At 34.9% G+C, this 18,267-nt stretch carries 16 protein-coding genes; 8 read left to right on the forward strand and 8 right to left on the reverse strand.

What is annotated here, in order from left to right; all coding sequences use genetic code 11:
- Nucleotides 1–363 precede the first annotated feature (363 nt).
- The 4 genes from rfbA to pyrH form a co-directional block, all read right to left on the reverse strand.
- Nucleotides 364–1,236 carry a glucose-1-phosphate thymidylyltransferase RfbA gene (gene rfbA, locus ABFR62_07350; protein MEN8138231.1) on the reverse strand — a complete coding sequence of 291 codons (873 nt, stop codon included), beginning with the start codon at nt 1,234–1,236 and terminating at the stop codon, nt 364–366.
- Between the two features lie 39 nt (nt 1,237–1,275).
- Entirely contained in the window at nt 1,276–3,714 is a 2,439-nt protein-coding gene (locus ABFR62_07355) for an MMPL family transporter (GenBank protein MEN8138232.1), read from the reverse strand.
- 149 nt (nt 3,715–3,863) lie between these two features.
- Nucleotides 3,864–4,427 (reverse strand): ribosome recycling factor, encoded by a 564-nt coding sequence (gene frr / locus ABFR62_07360; GenBank protein MEN8138233.1) that lies wholly within the window; start codon nt 4,425–4,427, stop codon nt 3,864–3,866.
- Between the two features lie 64 nt (nt 4,428–4,491).
- Entirely contained in the window at nt 4,492–5,202 is a 711-nt protein-coding gene (gene pyrH / locus ABFR62_07365) for a UMP kinase (protein MEN8138234.1), read from the reverse strand.
- Between the two features lie 248 nt (nt 5,203–5,450).
- On the opposite strand from pyrH, the gene ABFR62_07370 reads away from it, so the two are divergent.
- The 5 genes from ABFR62_07370 (at nt 5,451) to ABFR62_07390 (ending at nt 10,545) form a co-directional block, all read left to right on the forward strand.
- Nucleotides 5,451–6,563, forward strand: coding sequence for a hypothetical protein (locus tag ABFR62_07370; GenBank protein MEN8138235.1), 1,113 nt, complete (start codon nt 5,451–5,453; stop codon nt 6,561–6,563).
- Between the two features lie 180 nt (nt 6,564–6,743).
- On the forward strand, nt 6,744–8,525 hold the full coding sequence (locus ABFR62_07375) for a T9SS type A sorting domain-containing protein (protein ID MEN8138236.1): 1,782 nt from the start codon (nt 6,744–6,746) through the stop codon (nt 8,523–8,525).
- Nucleotides 8,526–8,652: 127 nt separating this feature from the next.
- Nucleotides 8,653–9,447: a T9SS type A sorting domain-containing protein gene (locus ABFR62_07380; protein MEN8138237.1), complete on the forward strand. Its 795-nt coding sequence runs from the start codon at nt 8,653–8,655 to the stop codon at nt 9,445–9,447.
- A 95-nt stretch (nt 9,448–9,542) separates the two neighbouring features.
- Complete coding sequence (locus tag ABFR62_07385; protein MEN8138238.1) at nt 9,543–9,944, forward strand: heme-binding domain-containing protein; 402 nt, start codon at nt 9,543–9,545, stop codon at nt 9,942–9,944.
- Nucleotides 9,945–10,092: 148 nt separating this feature from the next.
- On the forward strand, nt 10,093–10,545 hold the full coding sequence (locus tag ABFR62_07390; GenBank protein ID MEN8138239.1) for a heme-binding domain-containing protein: 453 nt from the start codon (nt 10,093–10,095) through the stop codon (nt 10,543–10,545).
- A gap of 1,168 nt (nt 10,546–11,713) precedes the next feature.
- Here the strand turns inward: ABFR62_07390 and ABFR62_07395 are convergent.
- The 3 genes from ABFR62_07395 to ABFR62_07405 all read right to left on the reverse strand — a co-directional run bounded on the left by ABFR62_07395 (nt 11,714) and on the right by ABFR62_07405 (nt 14,370).
- Entirely contained in the window at nt 11,714–13,339 is a 1,626-nt protein-coding gene (locus ABFR62_07395) for a tetratricopeptide repeat protein (protein ID MEN8138240.1), read from the reverse strand.
- A gap of 67 nt (nt 13,340–13,406) precedes the next feature.
- Nucleotides 13,407–13,856 (reverse strand): nitrous oxide reductase accessory protein NosL, encoded by a 450-nt coding sequence (locus ABFR62_07400; GenBank protein ID MEN8138241.1) that lies wholly within the window; start codon nt 13,854–13,856, stop codon nt 13,407–13,409.
- Nucleotides 13,857–13,887: 31 nt separating this feature from the next.
- A complete protein-coding gene (locus ABFR62_07405) occupies nt 13,888–14,370 on the reverse strand; it encodes a cytochrome c (GenBank protein MEN8138242.1) in 483 nt (160 codons plus the stop codon).
- Nucleotides 14,371–14,696: 326 nt separating this feature from the next.
- Between ABFR62_07405 and fabD the strand changes: the two genes are divergently transcribed.
- Nucleotides 14,697–15,578, forward strand: coding sequence for an ACP S-malonyltransferase (fabD, locus tag ABFR62_07410; GenBank protein MEN8138243.1), 882 nt, complete (start codon nt 14,697–14,699; stop codon nt 15,576–15,578).
- Between the two features lie 83 nt (nt 15,579–15,661).
- Here fabD and ABFR62_07415 read toward each other — a convergent pair whose 3' ends face one another.
- The gene (locus ABFR62_07415; GenBank protein ID MEN8138244.1) at nt 15,662–16,765 is read right to left on the reverse strand and encodes a porin; all 1,104 of its coding nucleotides are present in this window, start codon (nt 16,763–16,765) and stop codon (nt 15,662–15,664) included.
- A gap of 465 nt (nt 16,766–17,230) precedes the next feature.
- Here ABFR62_07415 and ABFR62_07420 point away from each other — a divergent pair, with 465 nt between their 5' ends.
- Both ABFR62_07420 and ABFR62_07425 read left to right on the forward strand, forming a co-directional pair.
- Nucleotides 17,231–17,779: a hypothetical protein gene (locus ABFR62_07420; GenBank protein MEN8138245.1), complete on the forward strand. Its 549-nt coding sequence runs from the start codon at nt 17,231–17,233 to the stop codon at nt 17,777–17,779.
- Between the two features lie 65 nt (nt 17,780–17,844).
- Nucleotides 17,845–18,159 carry a hypothetical protein gene (locus ABFR62_07425; GenBank protein ID MEN8138246.1) on the forward strand — a complete coding sequence of 105 codons (315 nt, stop codon included), beginning with the start codon at nt 17,845–17,847 and terminating at the stop codon, nt 18,157–18,159.
- The last annotated feature ends 108 nt before the right edge of the window (nt 18,160–18,267 follow it).

Consider the following 18,267-nt stretch of genomic DNA (forward strand, 5'->3'; position numbering starts at 1 on the left):
TTTTATGTTTCGGTCAGATGGTACATTCATTTATTATCATTCTCCTTGTAAGAGTACGATTGTACTAATGAATGTTTCATCTGTTTTTAATTTTATGTTCTAATAAGATGTCGTCTGCCTGACTTTGTCCGTAAGGCAGATTATATATCATAAATATCAAACTCTTAAGTGATAAAGATTGATATAATGAAGGATACATCCTTATTTATCTTTACTACTAATCTGACAATTTAGTATTAAACTAATTTGGCGGACAAAAGTAATATTTTTTGCAGCGTTTTTTCCAAAAAAGAGGGAGTAATTGTGTGTTTTAGTAAAATTTTTAGTCTAAAATCGATAAAAAATATAGTACAGGTGAATTTATTAATGTTTAGTCTGATGTATCAGCGATAATAAGTATTCGCCATAACCACTTTTAATTAATGATTTTGCGATTTCTTCAAGTTCATTGGCGTTAATAAACCCTCGTTGAAAAGCCACTTCTTCAATACACCCAACTTTAAGACCCTGCCGTTCTTCGATGACCTGAACAAATTGACTTGCCTGCATTAGCGACGAAATAGTTCCCGTGTCTAACCATGCGGTACCTCTGTCTAAGATGCCTACTTTTAATTTGCCCCTTTCGAGGTAAGCTTTATTAATGTCGGTAATTTCGTATTCTCCGCGATTTGACGGTTTTAGTTTTTTTGCTATTTCAACAACATCGTTATCGTAGAAATATAGTCCCGGAACAGCAAAATTAGATTTTGGTGCAATGGGTTTCTCTTCAATTGATAATGCTTTATTATTATCGTCAAATTCAACAACTCCGTACCTTTCAGGGTCAGAAACATGATAGGCAAAAACAACACCTCCATCAGGGGTATTATTGTTTTGCAGGAGATTTGGCATTGTTGAGCCATAGAAAATATTATCGCCTAAAATAAGAGCAACAGAATCCTTACCAATAAAATTTTCGCCAATTACAAAAGCCTGTGCAAGTCCGTTGGGCTCTGTCTGAACTTCGTAACTAAAACTACAGCCTATTCTCGACCCATCACCCAATAATTTTTTAAACAAGGGGAGGTCGTGAGGAGTAGAAATAATAAGAATATCCCTGATTCCTGCCTGCATTAATGTCGCCAAAGGATAATAAATCATAGGCTTATCGTATATGGGCATTAATTGCTTGCTAACTGCTATGGTCAAAGGGTGTAAGCGAGTTCCGGACCCTCCTGCTAATATTATTCCCTTCATTGCTTAAATATATCTTCTTATTGCGTTGGTATTTGAATTTTATTTATCGAGATCCTCATCATTAACATCAGCGTCAAGCGGAATAAAAGGCCTTTTGAAATCTGCCTTGTTTGTGATTCTTTTTTCCAGTGACAGTAATAATGCAGGTAACAATAATAAGTTGGTAGCCATCGCAATCATGAGGGTGATCGAAACTAATCCCCCTAAGGCCTGCGTACCTCCAAAACTCGACAGAGTGAATGTAAGGAATCCAAAGAATAATACAATGGATGTATAGAACATACTTTTACCCGTTTCAGAAAGTGCATTTAATACAGATGTTTTAATTCTCCAGTTACTTGCCTCAAGTTCCTGGCGATATTTGGCCAGAAAGTGTATGGTGTCATCTACAGAAATACCGAAAGCAATACTAAAAACAAGAATAGTTGATGGTTTTATAGGTACATTAAAGAATCCCATTAGTCCCGCTGTAATAATCAGAGGGAGGAGATTAGGGATAAGAGATATTAATATCATCTTTGGTGAACGGAACATCCATGCCATTATTAATGAGATCAATAATACTGCAAGCGACAGTGAAATAAACAGGTTCTTTACCAGATAATGGGTTCCTTCGAGAAATACTAAGGCTCCACCAGTCATTGCAACATCGTAACTCTTTGAAGGGAATATTTTGTCTACCTGTTTTCTTAGGTCACCCTGTATCATTTCCATCTGGTCAGTTCCAACATCCTTCATCATAAGGGTGATTCTGGCATAACGTCCCGTAGAGTCAACATATCTGTCCAGTTGACTATTACCTTCTGTTGATGAATTTTTGGCGTATTCCAATATAAACGAACGCTCCTGACTGTTGGGTAACTGGTAATACTTAGGATTATTGTTGTAGAATGCCTGTTTTGCGTATTTCACCAGGTTTACCATGGAGAACGGATGCGACAATCCAGGTTCGTCTTTTAGGAATTCTCCGAGACGATCTATTCTCTTCATCGTAGAAGCCTTGTAAACTCCGTCTTTTCGTTTTGTGTCAATGAGGATTTCAAGAGGCATTACTCCTTCATATTCTTTCTCGAAATACTTGATGTCTTTATAAAATTCAGCACCTTTTGGCATATCGTCAATGATACTTCCCGATATTTTCATTTGGTATATGCCTATAATACTTAGTGTCAGCATGAAAATAGAGATCGCATATATCGCAGGTCGATTTTCTTGCGTAACTTTTAAAATCCAGTTAATAATACCATGTGTCCATTTTTTATCTAAATGCTTCAGGTGTTTATCTTTTGGATTGGCTCTAAAACTGTAGATTATAGGAACCAGTAGTATAGATAACAGAAATACTCCAAAAATGTTTATAGATGCAACAATACCAAATTCCTTCATCACCGTACTGTTGGTGAAAATAAAGGTTGCAAATCCTAATGCAGTTGTTGTATTGGTTAGCAGAGTCGCATTTCCGATTTTGGTAATAATTCGCGAAATAGATTTTATTTTATTTCCGTGGTATGCATATTCCTGATGGAATTTATTCAGCAGGAATATTACATTGGGAAAGCCGATAACAATAATCAGAGGAGGTATTAAACCTGTTAGGATTGTAATATCATAACCCATTAATCCAATTGTTCCGAACGACCAGATTACAGCAATTGTGATAACTATCACCGAAATAATAGTTGCCGAGAAAGATCTGAAAAACAAAAAGAAGATAAAGGCTGTGATAAACATAGCCAGATATACGAAATTACTAACCTCGCTGATAATTGTGGCAGAATTGAAAGTTCGTATATATGGCATCCCGGAAACATGTATATCAATACCGTTGGCTTTTTCGAATTTTGCAATTTTATCTTCGATAGCCAATACGAGTTCAACCCTTGTTTCACTATTTAGAATATTTGGGTTTACTATAATGGAAGTTGTTATTAATCCCGATTCTTTATTGTATAGAATCTGATCGTAAAAAGGCAGTTTATATAGTTTTTCCCTTATTGCGAGTATGTCTTCAGAGTTTGTTGGAATTGAGTCTGATAGAGGAATTAAATCGAATTTTTTCCCTTCTTTATTCTTTTTTAATATTTTTAGATTTGAGATGGAAATTGCGCCGGAAACCAGTTTTTCGCCCTCTTTTAATTTTGCTCTTGGAGCTTTAGGGTCTTTCTTAAAAGGTATAAGATCCTCATCAGTAATGTTTGATATTTCTTCGGAAAGGTCATTCCAGTTTTTATATATTTCCGGAGTGTAAATGAGTGAATCGGAAGTTCCCATAATAATCATGGTAGCTTCTTCTCCAAAAATCTCTTTGAATTTTCTGTAATTTATAGCAGTAGGATCGTCATTTGGCAACAAATTGGCGTCTACGTACGAATATTTTATGTTTTGTGTTTGAAAAACCGCAAAAACTGTTATTAATGCAATAACAATTAATATGGCTATTCTATTTCTTAAAATAATTCTGGTTATCTTCTTCCACATTTTTCTCTAGTCATTCAAATCTTGCAAAAATAATTATATTAAGTGAAAGTTTATGGCAATCGAACTAATTTATTTTTGATTTAAAAAAAACAGGCTGCATAGTTATCGTTGTCAATAATTGTGCAGCCTTAATAAATAATTTATGTAAATTATACAGTCATGATTTCTTCTTCTTTTTCCTTTTCAAGAGTATCGATTATCTTGCTGTATTTATTCGTGAGATTTTGAATTTCAGCTTCCGTATCTTTTGCTATATCTTCCGATAAACCGTCTTTTTCCAGACTTTTTACTTCGTCATTAGCGTCCTTTCGGTGGTTTCTTAAAGAAACTTTTGCGTTTTCAGACTCGGCTTTAGCCTGTTTTGTCAACTCAATACGACGTTCTTCCGTAAGCGGGGGGATGCTGATTATGATAGACTCTCCATTGTTCATTGGAGCAAATCCTAAATTTGAGTTTATAATAGCTCTTTCAATAGGGTCGATCATGTTTTTTTCCCAGGGTTGAATACTTAAAGTTCTACCATCAGGAGTGTTGATGTTTGATATCTGAGCCAATGGAGTCATCGATCCGTAGTAATCAACCAAAACTCCGTTTAGCATTGTTGGAGAAGCTTTTCCCGCACGAATCTTAACAAATTCTTTACGCATATGTTCTACAGAGCTTTCCATTTGCTCTGCTGTAGTTTCGAGTATTAAAGCTACTTCTTCCTCCATAATATTGTTGTCTTTATTGTTTTGATGATTTTTTACCCTGAAATAAATTCAGGGTCTACATTAATTATTTGTTACCTACAAAAGTACCAACTTTTTCACCGCTAAGCAATCTTTTCAAATTACCTTTAATATTCATGTTGAAAATTATTATTGGTAAATTATTTTCTTTACTTAATGCAAATGCCGTCAAATCCATAACTTTCAAATCTTTTTGAATGACATCTTCAAAGCTAATATAATCAAATTTAGTTGCATCGGGATCTTTTTCAGGGTCGGCCGAATATACTCCGTCAACTCTGGTGCCTTTCAATATTGCATCGGCCTTTATCTCAACTGCTCTCAATGTTGCACCTGTATCAGTTGTAAAGTAAGGATTTCCTGTTCCACCTCCAAAAATAACAACTCTGCCTTTTTCCAGATGACGAATTGCTTTACGTCTGATAAAAGGCTCTGCAATTTTGTTCATTTCAATAGCAGTTTGTAAACGGGTAGCAAGTCCGGCGTTCTCTAGTGCCGATTGCAGTGCAAGTCCGTTAATAACAGTTGCCAGCATTCCCATATGATCGCCCTGAACTCTGTCCATACCGTTCGAAGCTCCTGCAACTCCGCGAAAGATGTTTCCCCCGCCTATTACAATAGCCACCTCAATGCCCATTTCAATAATTTCTTTAACTTCCTCAGCGTACTCTGCTAACCTCTTAGGGTCAATTCCGTATTGACGCTCACCCATTAATGCCTCACCACTAAGTTTGAGGAGAACTCTTTTGTATTCCATCGTTTAAAAAAATAATTAAGACAAATTTTGCTTGTTGCTCATTTGGTAAAAATACTATATTATTTACATAGTAATTTTCCGGATACAAATATATAAAAGAAAGAATATTAATAGCCCTATCGGTGAATAAAACAATCTTAGTATTCTATTCCTGACTTTACAGGTTGTAATGTATTTGTAATAGTTGAAAATCAGCTAGTTAATTTGTAACTTGTACCATCTTTAATGTTTTTTAATTCCGTGAAGTTATGAAAAAGTTAGCAGTAGTAACCGGATTAAATTCTCTCCTAAGTATATCATTAATTTTTTTGTTGTTTATCAGTTCCATCGCCATGGGACAGGTGGATAATAGTTCCAAACTGTTTGAAGGTTGGGAGTTAAGAATAAACGGGCATGTAGATTCGGCCAAGGTAGTTTTGGACGAAATTATAGAAGTTGATTCTACATATGCAATGGCATGGTACGAATTGTCGCGTATTGAACATCATATGGGACTGGGTAATCCCCGTCAAATTATGCAGCACCTTGAAAAAAGCCGAAATTATATTGATAAAGCGGTTTTGTATGATTCATCTAATCAGGAGTATTTGTATTATAAAGGTTTGCTGTTGTCACTTCAAGTGTATGCCGATTTAATGGGTGGAAAAGAAAATGTGGAGGATCAGATGAATCAGATAGAAGAAAATTATCACAGCTTGTTGAAGGTTAATCCGGAATTTTATGAAGCAAAACTTTGCCTTGTAGACCTATATGCACTTGTACCGGAGGAAAATGGTGGAAGTTTAGAAAAAGCAGAAAAGTATACTGCCGAATTAGAGAAGGAAGACCTTGTTTGCGGAGCCAAAGCCCGTGAAATAATGATGCCTAAGGATGCTGATTATATTGCTTTCTGGACCAAATTGATAGATGATAATAAAGATAATGCCGAATTGTTAGAAGCAAAAGGAAGGGTGTATCTGTTAAAAAATGATCCCGAGAACTCACGGGGATATTTTGAAAAGGCTATCGAGTTAAATGAAAATAAGAATTATCTGTTCCTTGATATGGGCAGGTACTATACTATGCAGGTAATGCAGGGAAGTATGGAAATGGAACCTGCAGTTCCGTTAATTAGTGCAGAATATGAAAAGTATATTGCATCCGAACCTGTTCCGTGTAACTCTATGAAAGCATGGGCAAAAGGACAGATGGCGATACTTAAAATCAGAAGTGATAAAGAAGAAGAAGGTAAACAACTGATGGAAGAAGCGAAAACACTGGATCCGTATTTCTCGAAAGCATTCGGGTATCCTTCCGCTATATTGTTCATAGCTCCTAATGCTGTATATAAGAAATTCAATTATTTATCGAGACCTTTCTAGTGGCTTAATCGTCAACTATACTAAAATAAACCTGTCTGCTCTGATTCAGTTAGGCAGGTTTATATTTGTATAATGTGAATGTTTAAAGTGTTGATTATTAGCAATGTAATTTGTTTAAAGTTTTAATTTTAGTAACTTTAAGTGTAATTAACCATGAAAATTAACTTAAAGTAACTTGCTATGAAAAAAATGTTCTTTTCAGCAGTACTTCTATGTGCTGCTATTTTTAACTATGGACAAACGTCCGATTTACTTATAACAGGAATTTTTGACGGGCCATTAGATGGCGGAACACCAAAAGGAGTGGAATTGTATGTGATTAATGATATTCCCGATTTGAGTGTTTACGGAATCGGATCTGCGACCAACGGTGAAGGTAGTGATGGTGAAGAGTTTACTTTTCCTCCGGATGCTGTAGTTGCAGGTGATTTTGTATATATTGTATACGAACAGCCAATGTTTAATGCTTTTTTTGGATTTGATCCCGGTTACACCAGCGGATCTATGAGAGTTAATGGAGACGATGCAGTTGAGCTGTTTAAAAATGGGGTTGTTGTAGATGTATTTGGCGATATTAATACCGATGGAAACGGCGAAGTATGGGAATATACTGACGGATGGGCTTACAGGAAAAATGATGTTGCTTCAAATGATGGAATATTTACCCCTGATGACTGGAATTATAGCGGAATTAATGCTCTGGATAATGAAACAGTAAACTCAGGTGCAGAAATTCCATTTCCCGCTATGACTTATAGTTTTAATTCTGGTATTGTATCACCGAAATTGACAATAACCGGACCTTCTGATAATGAAATTTATTACATGTACCCGGGCGAAGATCCGGAAGTTGTAATAGATTTCCTTGTGGAGGGATTCAGCCTTGTTTCTGACGGAAAACTGTTTATTAAGGATTTCGACGGAGTATCTGCTGCTTATGAAGTAAATCCCCAGAGTTCACCGGTAATGTTGAGTGAATATCTGATTTTCGGCTCAGGAGAGCATTCTGTTACAATTGAATTGCGCGACAATGACGGCAATCCGCTTGATCCGGTTGTAGAATCAATATTGAATTTTTCGGTAAAGGAAGTAGTGGATGTTAACGATGTTGCATCATTAAGAGATAAAACTACAGATGATGGTATTGTTTACCGGCTGATTGGAGAGACATTGACAGTATATCAGAGAATAGAAAACGGAAAGCAGCTTTGGATTAGGGATAATGGAGCAGCGATTTTGTTTTTTATGCCTGATAATAGTGATGGATTAAATGAGGTTGGAAATTCTTATAAGAATATTGTCGGAACACTGGAATTAAATAACGGATTGTTGGAATTTGTACTGAATGAAGATCATAGTCCTGAATTAGTTTCCGAAGGTATTGAAGTAACTGTGCACGATGCATCATTCGAAGAAATACTTAGTGGAGTCTTTGAATCTGATCTGGTAAAAGTATCTAATGTGATTATTAATGATGTTGCAGGGGGAGACGGAACTTTTATAGCCGACCAAAACTATATACTTAATTACGCCCCGGTTTCGAAAAAGGGCACTAATGATGAACTGATATTAAGGACAATTTTTCATGAAGCGGTTTATATAGGGAGTGATATGCCTGATTCTCCTGTAGATATAATTTCGATTGTGGGGAATAATAATGGAGAAGTTTTTATTGTACCATTAATTGAGAACGAGATATTGGAAAATGTGCTTTACGAAATGAATGTAACGGATGCTTCTGCTTCTGTGTATCCGCTACCCGTAAATGATAAGTTGAATTTTGAAAGTGGGATAAATGAAGTAGGGAAATTCGAGGTTTATAGCATTAGCGGACAGCTGTTGATGAGCGAGAAGGGTAATTTATTGCATAAGGTTTTGGATTTTTCTGCACTTGTTGACGGGGTTTATGTCCTAAAAGTTTCAACAATTGATAAAATTTATAGTTATAAGCTGATGAAATAATGCAAAATGTAGTCTGTTTTGTAGTGGATTATATCGTAAATGTGTAAAATGTTACTGAAAATTTCATTTAGGGTATATGTTTTAATATATTTGATTAACCAAACGAAAAAACTCAAAAACAATTGATATGAAAAATGTGTACCTATTACTCATGATGCTATTCGTAGCTTCTGCTGGATTTGCACAGCCTTCTGACTCTGGCGATTCTAGTGGTCCAAGTAGCGGAGAAATGTTCGATACTCCTATTAATGGATTTTCAAATCTATCAATCATAAATGAGCTTGGAGTAGATTTGACTTTCAGTATTATGTATGAATACGATAAGGTTGTAACACCTGAATTTACATCTGTTTCGCTTAAATACACGGTTAATAAATCTTTTACCGATGAAGAATGGATAGCTATAATTAACGAAGGATCAACCGTAGATAATGGTCTGATGGATATTAAAATAGGTGAGGAATCAGATAACAACATGTATACCTTTGCAATACCTTCTGCAGATTTGAACCCCGGTGATGTTGTCAGATACTATTTCATGTCAAAAATCCAGGATTCAGGTGTGACACCTCCGGTTAAGGAAAAAGAATTCTATTCACCTGGTCAGGATGCAGACTTCAACAGGGATATTTATTCACAGTGGGCCTCGGAAGTGGTAGTTTCCGATGCATTATCCGAAGGTGTATTCGAAAATGCGTCAGTGTCGCTTTACCCTAATCCTGTAATAAATAAGTTAAATTTCAAAAGTTCATTATACAAAAATGCCGGATTTGAAGTATTTGGTGTGGACGGGAAATTGTTGATCAGCGAAAAAGGGAATTTAGCAGGAAAGTCTATTGATGTTTCCGGACTAAATAGAGGTAACTATATTTTAAAAGTATCTGCCGGTAGTGATTCTAAAAGCTATAAGTTTACAAAATAGAAAAAATCTATTTGTTTATAAATAAATGATTTAAGGAGGCTTTTGCCTCCTTTCTTTTTTTTATGAACTTAGCGATAGATAAAAAGATGAACAGTATGAAAAAGATAATGTATTCTTTAGGTGCTATTGTTGCGATAGGATTTATTACAGTGAGTTTTACTGCTGATGAAGTATCTACAGTTGATACGAAATTAGATTCTGCAAATACAATAATTACCGATGATGCTAAGGAAATTATTGATAACAAGTGTTATGCTTGTCATAATTCTGAATCAAAGAATAAAAAGGGAAAGAAGAAACTTGCTTTCGATACACTTGATGAATTGAGTGTATATAAGCAAATAAGTAAATACGAAGGTATTCATGAAGTTCTTGTGGAAGGTGAAATGCCTCCGGAAAAATTTCTGGAGAAATATCCTGATAAAGTTTTAACTGCTGAAGAAAAAGAAACTATGTTAAACTGGGCAAAAAGTCAGGGTGACCGCTTAGCCGAATAAACATAGTTTCATTAAAAGTAGAAAGGGATCAGGTAACTGTCTTTTATATAGTAGATTTTGAGTTAGTTTAATTAGAGGGCTGCATCGTTTTATTGTGATGCAGCTTCTTTATTATTATATTTGATGGTGTAACGAAATTGAAGTAATAATGTTTAAAAAAGTTATTTTTATAATTGTAATTCTATTTGTCTCCATTCAGTTTATTCCAAATGAACTTCCGGAAGTAATAATTGAAAATGAGAATGATTTTCTCGCTAATAATTCTCTCCCTGATAAAATAGAACAACAAATCCGCACTTCCTGTTATGACTGTCATTCAAATGAAACTGTCTACCCTTGGTATTCTTATGTAGCACCTGTTTCTTTTTTGGTAAAAAGAGATGTTGAAGTAGGCAGGAAAGAGTTGAACTTTTCCAACTGGGAGAGTCTTTCAAAATCGAAAAAGGCAAAAAAAATCAGTGATATTATCGAGTCGGTAGAGGAAGGCGAAATGCCATTCCCGGTTTATCTGATTACCCATAGTGACGCTAAGTTAGATAAGGAATCAAAAGAAGCTTTATTATTATGGGCTGACACTTATGCTGAAAAATTGTTTGAGTGAGAAACTGTTATACTCATGATTGGGTTTTAAGGGCTAAAGGGATATAATTTTGTGGGATCAGCGTTATTTTCTGAGGTGAGTAAAACCTAGGACAATTTAAAGGCAAAAGTAAAAAGTAAAAAGGCACCTTCCTGCGTGACTCAGTCAGGCAGGAAAGTATTTAAGCTTTCACTTAACATTTTAAGAATCGTAAATAAGTTTATCTTTATTATGTTTTAAAAGATACACACCATTAAAACACGAAACGAACTTTCAAAACGATTATTAAATTTCGCCATTAGAGTTATTAAGTTCCTTAGGACCTTATCAAATACTACTGAGTAAAAGTCATAAAGTATCAATTGATTAAGAGCGCTACTTCTCCCGGAGCAAATTATGACGAGGCACAAGCTGCTGTATCCAGGCCGGATTTTCATATGTATATAATTTAATGTTTTGGTCATACCTGCCTGACTGCATCACGCAGGCAGGTGTTATCCCCATAATACTCATGTCGTTTGGTCTCGGCTTAGCCGAGATGGGGATTTCATAACAAAACAAGTATATCATTAAAGGAAATTAGGGAATCCAATTATTGGTTACTTGTAATAAACGGAATAGTATAGAAAGGAGATAAAAGAAGAATAAACTTAATAAATGAATCAGGACAACTAATGAATATCTTAGGTGCAATAGCCAATAAAACCAAATTGAAATAAACCTTTTTACTTTTGCCTTGGAATAAATTTTAATCCCCAAATTTTGGGTTGATCCATAGCTTTGTGCTTTTTACGGTATAAGATTAAATAAAGAAAGATTGCATTTGCAATCTTTCTTATTAGTTGTAGTTTTTTGATATCTTAATCATCTTAAGAAATCGATAGATTTGGGTGTTAGGTAAAACAGTAGTGCTAAACTTGCGTATTTCTTGTTCTAAATTCCTGTTCTGTTATAAAATTTTCAAATGTACGTTTGCTGCTTTTTAAATTAAAAGACCTATAAATGCCAATAGCAATCCAATAATATATAGTGTTGTAACGATTTTCATACTCATATGGGCTTTGTATTTATTTACGTTTTATAGATTCCAAATCTAATATGATAAAGCATAAAAAAGCTCATACTTTTGTATGAAACTGACTAATACTAAAGTATGATAAGCCCTGTTTGTATGTTGGATATAAGGTGTTTATAGGGTTTGGGCCTTTTTTGCTGCTTCAATTCTATTGCGAACATCAAGCTTATTGAAAATATTCATAGTATGAGTTTTAACGGTAGATAATGAAACAAACATTTTATTGGCTATTTCCTTATTTTTCAGCCCAAGAGAAATATATTTTAAGACCTCTTTTTCTCTTTCGGTTAGGTCGAATTCATTTATTTTTTCAGAAACGAATTCTATGTTCCGGTCGCTATTAATTTCTTTATCTTTTAGATTTGCAATTTGATCAACATGTCTTTTTATGTCATTGCGCATTTCTTCTAGTTCCAGATTTTGGTTTCTCAGGGAAATACGCTGATAAAATATACTAAATACTGCAATAATTATTATTATCGCAACAGCAAGTATTAGAATAATAATTTTACTGTTTTGTACCTTCGATTCAAGCTTGAGTCTGTTTATTTTCTCATCTTTTTTCTCCGATTCATATTTAATATTCATAGCAACCATGTTATTTTCACTTTGAATATTGAAAATACTGTCTCTGTATAAATTCATCAGTTTATACTCTTCGATTGCCTTTTTATAATTGCCATTGGATTCTGATAGATTTGAAAGAGCTTCATGTCCTAATACTATGTTTTCTTTCGATGATATTTCCTTAGATAAGTCTAAGCCTTCCGTGATGTATTCTTTTGCTTTTGAGTAGTTATGTAATAGTTTATATGTTATTCCTGTATTGATCAGAGTAAAGCTTAATAAGCGTTTGCTTTTATTTTCCTTTAAGGTTGGGGTAGCTTTTGAGTAATAATTTAAAGCCTTATTTAATTCTCCTTTGTTTTGAAACATAAATCCAATTGAGCTGTAAATAATTGCTTTGTCGTTTTTGATATTTAGTTTGTTCGCAATTTCTAATGATTTGCTATGGTAGTAGAAAGCTGAATCGTATTGTTTTTTATACATATAAGCCTCTCCCAAATTATTGTAATCATATCCCATTCCCCTTTCGCTTCCATCAGCTTTTTTAAGGCTTAAAGATCTTTTGAAATACTTTATGGCATCATCGTATCTGTGCAGAGCTATGTGTGAATTCCCTATACCGTTTAGGGCGATAGCTGTACTTTTTGGAATGTTATTTTTTTCTGATAAATGTATTGACTCAATATAGTGCTTTATGGCTTCTTCTTCCATGTTAAGCCTCCTGTATGAAACGGCCAGGCTGTTGAGATTCTTGATTTTACCTTTAATGTACCATGAATTTTCATAGTGCTTGATGGCTTCTTTGTGAAAGCTTATCGATCGGAGGTACTTGTGATTATAACGGGCATTAACTCCTTTTTTGCTCAAACAGTCAGCTAGCCCGGTTTCGTAGTTTAATTTTTCTGAGATGTTTTGTGCTTCGTCTAAAATATCTTCTCTTACCGGTCTGTTTTTAATAGATAATCTAAAAATTGTTATTAAGTTGTTGACCTTTACCGTATCATCAATTTTTAAAGATATTTCAGTGTAGAGTCTGTCTATGTTAAGGTTATTTATGTTTTTTAAAGTCTGATAATCTAGAATCTTTTCATTTTTTTCCTCAATCTGCTTATTGTTGTTGCATGAAACAAATGATATAAAAAAGATGGTAATAAACAGGTGCTTAAATTTCATGGTTAGACTGTATTGGTGCTAAAGTTGATTTTCTAAGTAATTATTTTTATTTCGGTTGGTAAGAAGGTTATTCATCATGGGATTGCATATTTTCAAAATATGATGTCAGCTCATCCCAACTGTAAAGTTTACCTCCTTTTTCTTCCAGCATTTTTTTTGCAGAACTACTGTCGGAAAATCCCGTAAGAAATTCACCCATCGGACTGGGTAGATTTTTACTTATTAAAAAAGTAGTTTCTTTGGCATTGACAAGGGTTTTAGCTGAGTCGTAATCATTTACGAAAAACATAGCCACCTTATTGTGAGCTTCGTTATAATCGCGCATCATACACTCGATGGCATCGTACTTAAATACTTTTCCCTTTTTTGTGATGACTTCTGCAGAATGTTGATCATCTTCAATTTTCATATTGCAGAAATTGCACTGATCTTTTCCGTAATTAATTTCTTTAGGCTCTAAATTACAGGCCCACAATTGTGAAATAATTACAATAAATAAAATTGAGCGATAACGCATGGATTGGTAATTGACGTTTGAGGGTTTAAATTTATTTTAATGTTCTAAAATATTCTAACACATGACGAGCCTCTTCTTTAGTAAGATTTTGGTTGGCCATTGGTGCACCGTTAAAATCAATTAATAATTGTTTGGCAATAGGATCTTCTTTAACCATTTGTTCGGGGTTGAGAATCATATTCATGATCCATTCAGGAGTACGTCGTTCCATAATCCCTTTTGGAGCAGGTCCTATAAATTTTTTATTAGCCTTGTGACATGCAGTACACATCTTGTCATAAACTATTTTGCCTTGTTCAGCCATCGCAGCATCTACTTCGTCGGTTAAGGTAACATCACCTTTCGAAATAGGGCCAATTCCATAATCGGAACCTGAAACTTCTTCAGGAGCTTCAATTTTTTTATCCGTTTTTTTTATAGGATCTTTAACTTCTTTTTTTGAAGATTCATCTTCGGCACAACCTGAAATTAAAATAGGAATTGAGATTAAAAGTACTTTTAATAAGTTTTTCATTAGTTCTTGAATTTACATTTTAGGCTAAAATAAAAAAAACACAACTATAAAAGACTTTATGGTCTTTTATTTTAAGGGTAATTTCATATAGCTAACTTATAACATTTTACAATAATATTAGGTTTAATATTAAAATTAATCATAAATAAGATATTAACCATGAATATTGTTGATTTTGAGTAGTTTACAGTTGGGTTTATGTAAAAAGTACCCTCCCGGAATTATTGTGCTATAATTAAGATTTTCATAAAATAAAGGCTAATGTTTTGGGTTTAAGTCGTAAACTTGCAGCGCAAACAAATCAAAAAAATAAAAATTATATACACATGAAGGCATATGTTTTCCCCGGTCAGGGGGCTCAGTTTGTAGGAATGGGAAAGGATCTCTATGATAATTCAGAGATAGCTAAAGACTTATTCGAAAAAGCTAACGAAATACTCGGTTTTAGAATTACCGATATAATGTTTGAGGGAACTGCAGAGGAACTAAAACAGACAAAAGTTACGCAGCCTGCTATATTTCTTCATTCGGTGATATTATCGAAAGTTATTGGGGAAGAATTTAAACCAGATATGGTTGCCGGCCATTCACTGGGCGAGATTTCGGCACTGGTAGCTAACGGAACTTTAGATTTCGAAGATGGCCTTAAACTTGTGTCAAAGCGTGCTTTGGCAATGCAGGATGCCTGTGAAAAAGAGCCGTCTACTATGGCTGCGGTTTTAGGATTGTCTGACGAAGATGTAGAAGCAGTTTGTAGCGAAACAGAAGGGGTAGTTGTTGCTGCAAACTATAATTGTCCGGGACAATTAGTGATTTCGGGAAGTGTTGAAGCGGTAAATTCTGCCTGTAAACTGGCCAAGGATAAAGGAGCTAAAAGAGCATTGCCTCTTCCGGTTGGGGGTGCTTTCCATTCACCTTTGATGGAACCTGCCAGAGAAGAGCTGGCAAAAGCTATTGAAGAAACAGAATTCAAAACTCCTGTTTGTCCGGTTTATCAAAATGTTACAACAACAGCCGTTACAAAACCTGAGGATATCAAAGCAAATCTTATTTCTCAGCTTACTTCTCCGGTAAAATGGACTCAGTCTGTTGTACAAATGATTGAAGATGGAGCAACAGAATTTGTAGAAGTAGGACCGGGAAAAGTTCTTTCAGGGTTGGTAAAAAAAGTAGATAGAAAAATGCCGACTTCATCGGCAGCTATATAATAGCCTGATTTATTCATCGGATGACTTTTTTGGTCATCCGGTGAATATTGTAAATTATTTGCAGTAACCTGAATGTTCACCTGCTAAGGCACCGGGTAATTGAAATTATAGTAGAATCCTAATGCTACGTGGTGTATCTTATTCTTGATACCGTCGGCATTTGTACTGTTGTCGTATCTGAATCCCAGTATAACTGCCGTGTTTTGAGAAAATCGCCTCGCAAGTTCAAATGAATATCTGTTCGAAATATATTCCATGTCCTCATCGCTAAATGGCTTCATTATAGAACTGTTGTTTACAAAACTCCATTCTTTTTCTTTTCCGAAATTATATTTCAGGTTGTATTCAACTCCCCAGCCCTTAAAAAATTCTCCGGAATTGTCTTTTTCGTGATTGTTGAAAATATTTCCCAGAATACCAAAATGGAAATTTTCTCTGTTAACATCTATTAATGCAGAAAAGAATTCGTCATCTGTTTTTGTTTCTCCGGGAATGGGTACTTCAACACCGTCGAAAACTTTGTTATACGATAAACCAAACTTAAAGATCCTGAAATCATAATATGAAGATATTCCTGCAGCATCTGCAAACTTTACATTGTTAGAGCTGAAATTTCTGAACTGTCCCTGTACCCCGACATAGAATCTGTCGTTCGAAAATTCATATTTTATTGACTGGTCTGCTCTTCCGGTACCCGATGGACCTCCATCAGTTCCCGCATTATAAACTCCTATTGCATCACCGCCAAATATATACATGTTGTCTATATTACCTGCCAATGCGTAGTGTACCCCCCATTGCTTACCCACCGAAATTCTGCCGAAAGGAGTGCCGATGCCTATAAATCCCTGTCTGGCATAAATCGCATTATCGGTCTTTCCGTATTTCCCCCCGGGGTCAACAGAAATTGTTATATAGTCATTCCTGCGCGTAAGATGCAGTCCTATTTCAGCCTTTGTAAAAAAGTAGTAGTCATCAGAGTCTTTAAAAAACCATTCTCCCGCAACACCAACCCTGGGAATGAGGTCAACCACTGCTATTCCGTCTTTATAACCTGCAGCAGCATACTCAAAAGTACCATACGGTTCTATAGATCTTAAAAAATCCGGAATTTTCGGTTTGCTTTCTTCCTGAGCCGCCAAATTTAAACTGAAAAATATAAATAGTACGCGTATAATTTTTTTCATCGCCGAAAGTTTTTAACGTCCTGATTATAAAGGTATTAAATATATTTTTTTCATTACGGTGTTTGTGTGTTAAAAAGTTGTGTCTGCCCGTGAATCTGTTTTTTGCAATCATAAAACTACCGGTAAGGTCAAGAGTAAAGTAGCCACTTTATGTGCAAAATAGAATAACCTTAATCGTTCAGGAAAGGCTACACAGGTATCATTATTTATAGATAAGAAAGATTTTGTAAGAATATTATTTGATTTGGGTGGCTTGTCGGGCTATACGCTTATACGCTTCGCTGTAAAAACCCTTCATTTTAAATAGTGAAAAAAGCTTCTGAAGTCGCTTTTTTACTATTAATTTCAGTGGTTTTTACAGCTGCAGGGTATCGCTTCTATCCCGGCCACAAAGAAAATTGTTTTTCATTTAAGGTCATGAAAAATTTTGATACATTTAGCCTTAATCTAGAACCTTTTACACCTATGAAGAAAATTTATATTATATCACTATTAGTTCTTGTTTCGCTTTTTGGTTTTGCTCAGGAAAGACAATTAGACTTCATGCAGAATTATATGATTACAAGGTATCCCAAATTTACTTTTATGAACGAAAGTACTTCGGCTCTCATCCTTGTTGACGGCTCCAAAAGTGACTTTAATAATTTATCTTCAGTAAAGATCAATCAGCTAAATCATTTGAGTTTTATCGATAGCGATCTGACGCAATATGTCGAAAAATATGGCTCAATGGCCAAAAAAGGAGTTTTCCTGATCGAAACAAAAGCATATTCGGCAAAAGAATGGGTAATGCCGTTAGTAGGACTGGAAAGCAGTGGTAGTCTGAAACAAATTGTAGATTCACCAAATTTTGACTACAGCCGTTTAATGATTGTTGTAAACGGAAGAGAACTCAATACAGATTTTTATAAGGAGGGTAAAATCGACCCCAAAAGTATATCCGATATTAAACTGCAAACATTCGGAGAAGAAATAGTCGGAGGTATGTTGACTATTGAAACTGTTGTGCACTAAAGTTTAAGATTTCGCCCTTTCAGGGCTTTTTTTCTGGGGAGAGTTTAAACATTACGCTTTGCGTAATGTTGATTCTTTCGCCCTTTCAGGGCTTTATTTCCTGGGTAGAGTTTAATCATTATGCTTTGTGTAGTGTAGATTCTTTTGCCTTTTCAGGGCTTTATTCCTGGGGAGTGTTTAGACATTATGTTTTGCGTAATGTTGATTTTTTCGCCCTTTCAGGGCTTTTTTTCTGGGGAGAGTTTAATCATTATGTTTTGTGTAGTGTAGATTCTTTTGTCTTTTCAGGGCTTTATTCCTGGGGAGTGTTTAGACATTACGTTTTGCGTAATGTTGATTTTTTCTCCCTTTCAGGGCTTTATTTCCTGGGTAGAGTTTAATCATTATGCTTTGTGTAGTGTAGATTCTTTTGTCTTTTCAGGGCTTTATTCCTGGGGAGTGTTTAGACATTACGTTTTGCGTAATGTTGATTTTTTCTCCCTTTCAGG

The organism is Bacteroidota bacterium, from assembly GCA_039714315.1.
In the GTDB taxonomy this organism is placed as follows: domain Bacteria; phylum Bacteroidota; class Bacteroidia; order Flavobacteriales; family JADGDT01; genus JADGDT01.

Coding starts and splice junctions, on each gene's coding strand:
- rfbA (MEN8138231.1), bottom strand. CDS start 1,236: ATGAAGGGAATAATATTAGCAGGAGGGTCCGGAACTCGCTTACACCCT.
- ABFR62_07355 (MEN8138232.1), bottom strand. CDS start 3,714: ATGTGGAAGAAGATAACCAGAATTATTTTAAGAAATAGAATAGCCATA.
- frr (MEN8138233.1), bottom strand. CDS start 4,427: ATGGAGGAAGAAGTAGCTTTAATACTCGAAACTACAGCAGAGCAAATG.
- pyrH (MEN8138234.1), bottom strand. CDS start 5,202: ATGGAATACAAAAGAGTTCTCCTCAAACTTAGTGGTGAGGCATTAATG.
- ABFR62_07370 (MEN8138235.1), top strand. CDS start 5,451: ATGAAAAAGTTAGCAGTAGTAACCGGATTAAATTCTCTCCTAAGTATA.
- ABFR62_07375 (MEN8138236.1), top strand. CDS start 6,744: ATGAAAAAAATGTTCTTTTCAGCAGTACTTCTATGTGCTGCTATTTTT.
- ABFR62_07380 (MEN8138237.1), top strand. CDS start 8,653: ATGAAAAATGTGTACCTATTACTCATGATGCTATTCGTAGCTTCTGCT.
- ABFR62_07385 (MEN8138238.1), top strand. CDS start 9,543: ATGAAAAAGATAATGTATTCTTTAGGTGCTATTGTTGCGATAGGATTT.
- ABFR62_07390 (MEN8138239.1), top strand. CDS start 10,093: ATGTTTAAAAAAGTTATTTTTATAATTGTAATTCTATTTGTCTCCATT.
- ABFR62_07395 (MEN8138240.1), bottom strand. CDS start 13,339: ATGAAATTTAAGCACCTGTTTATTACCATCTTTTTTATATCATTTGTT.
- ABFR62_07400 (MEN8138241.1), bottom strand. CDS start 13,856: ATGCGTTATCGCTCAATTTTATTTATTGTAATTATTTCACAATTGTGG.
- ABFR62_07405 (MEN8138242.1), bottom strand. CDS start 14,370: ATGAAAAACTTATTAAAAGTACTTTTAATCTCAATTCCTATTTTAATT.
- fabD (MEN8138243.1), top strand. CDS start 14,697: ATGAAGGCATATGTTTTCCCCGGTCAGGGGGCTCAGTTTGTAGGAATG.
- ABFR62_07415 (MEN8138244.1), bottom strand. CDS start 16,765: ATGAAAAAAATTATACGCGTACTATTTATATTTTTCAGTTTAAATTTG.
- ABFR62_07420 (MEN8138245.1), top strand. CDS start 17,231: ATGAAGAAAATTTATATTATATCACTATTAGTTCTTGTTTCGCTTTTT.
- ABFR62_07425 (MEN8138246.1), top strand. CDS start 17,845: ATGTTGATTCTTTCGCCCTTTCAGGGCTTTATTTCCTGGGTAGAGTTT.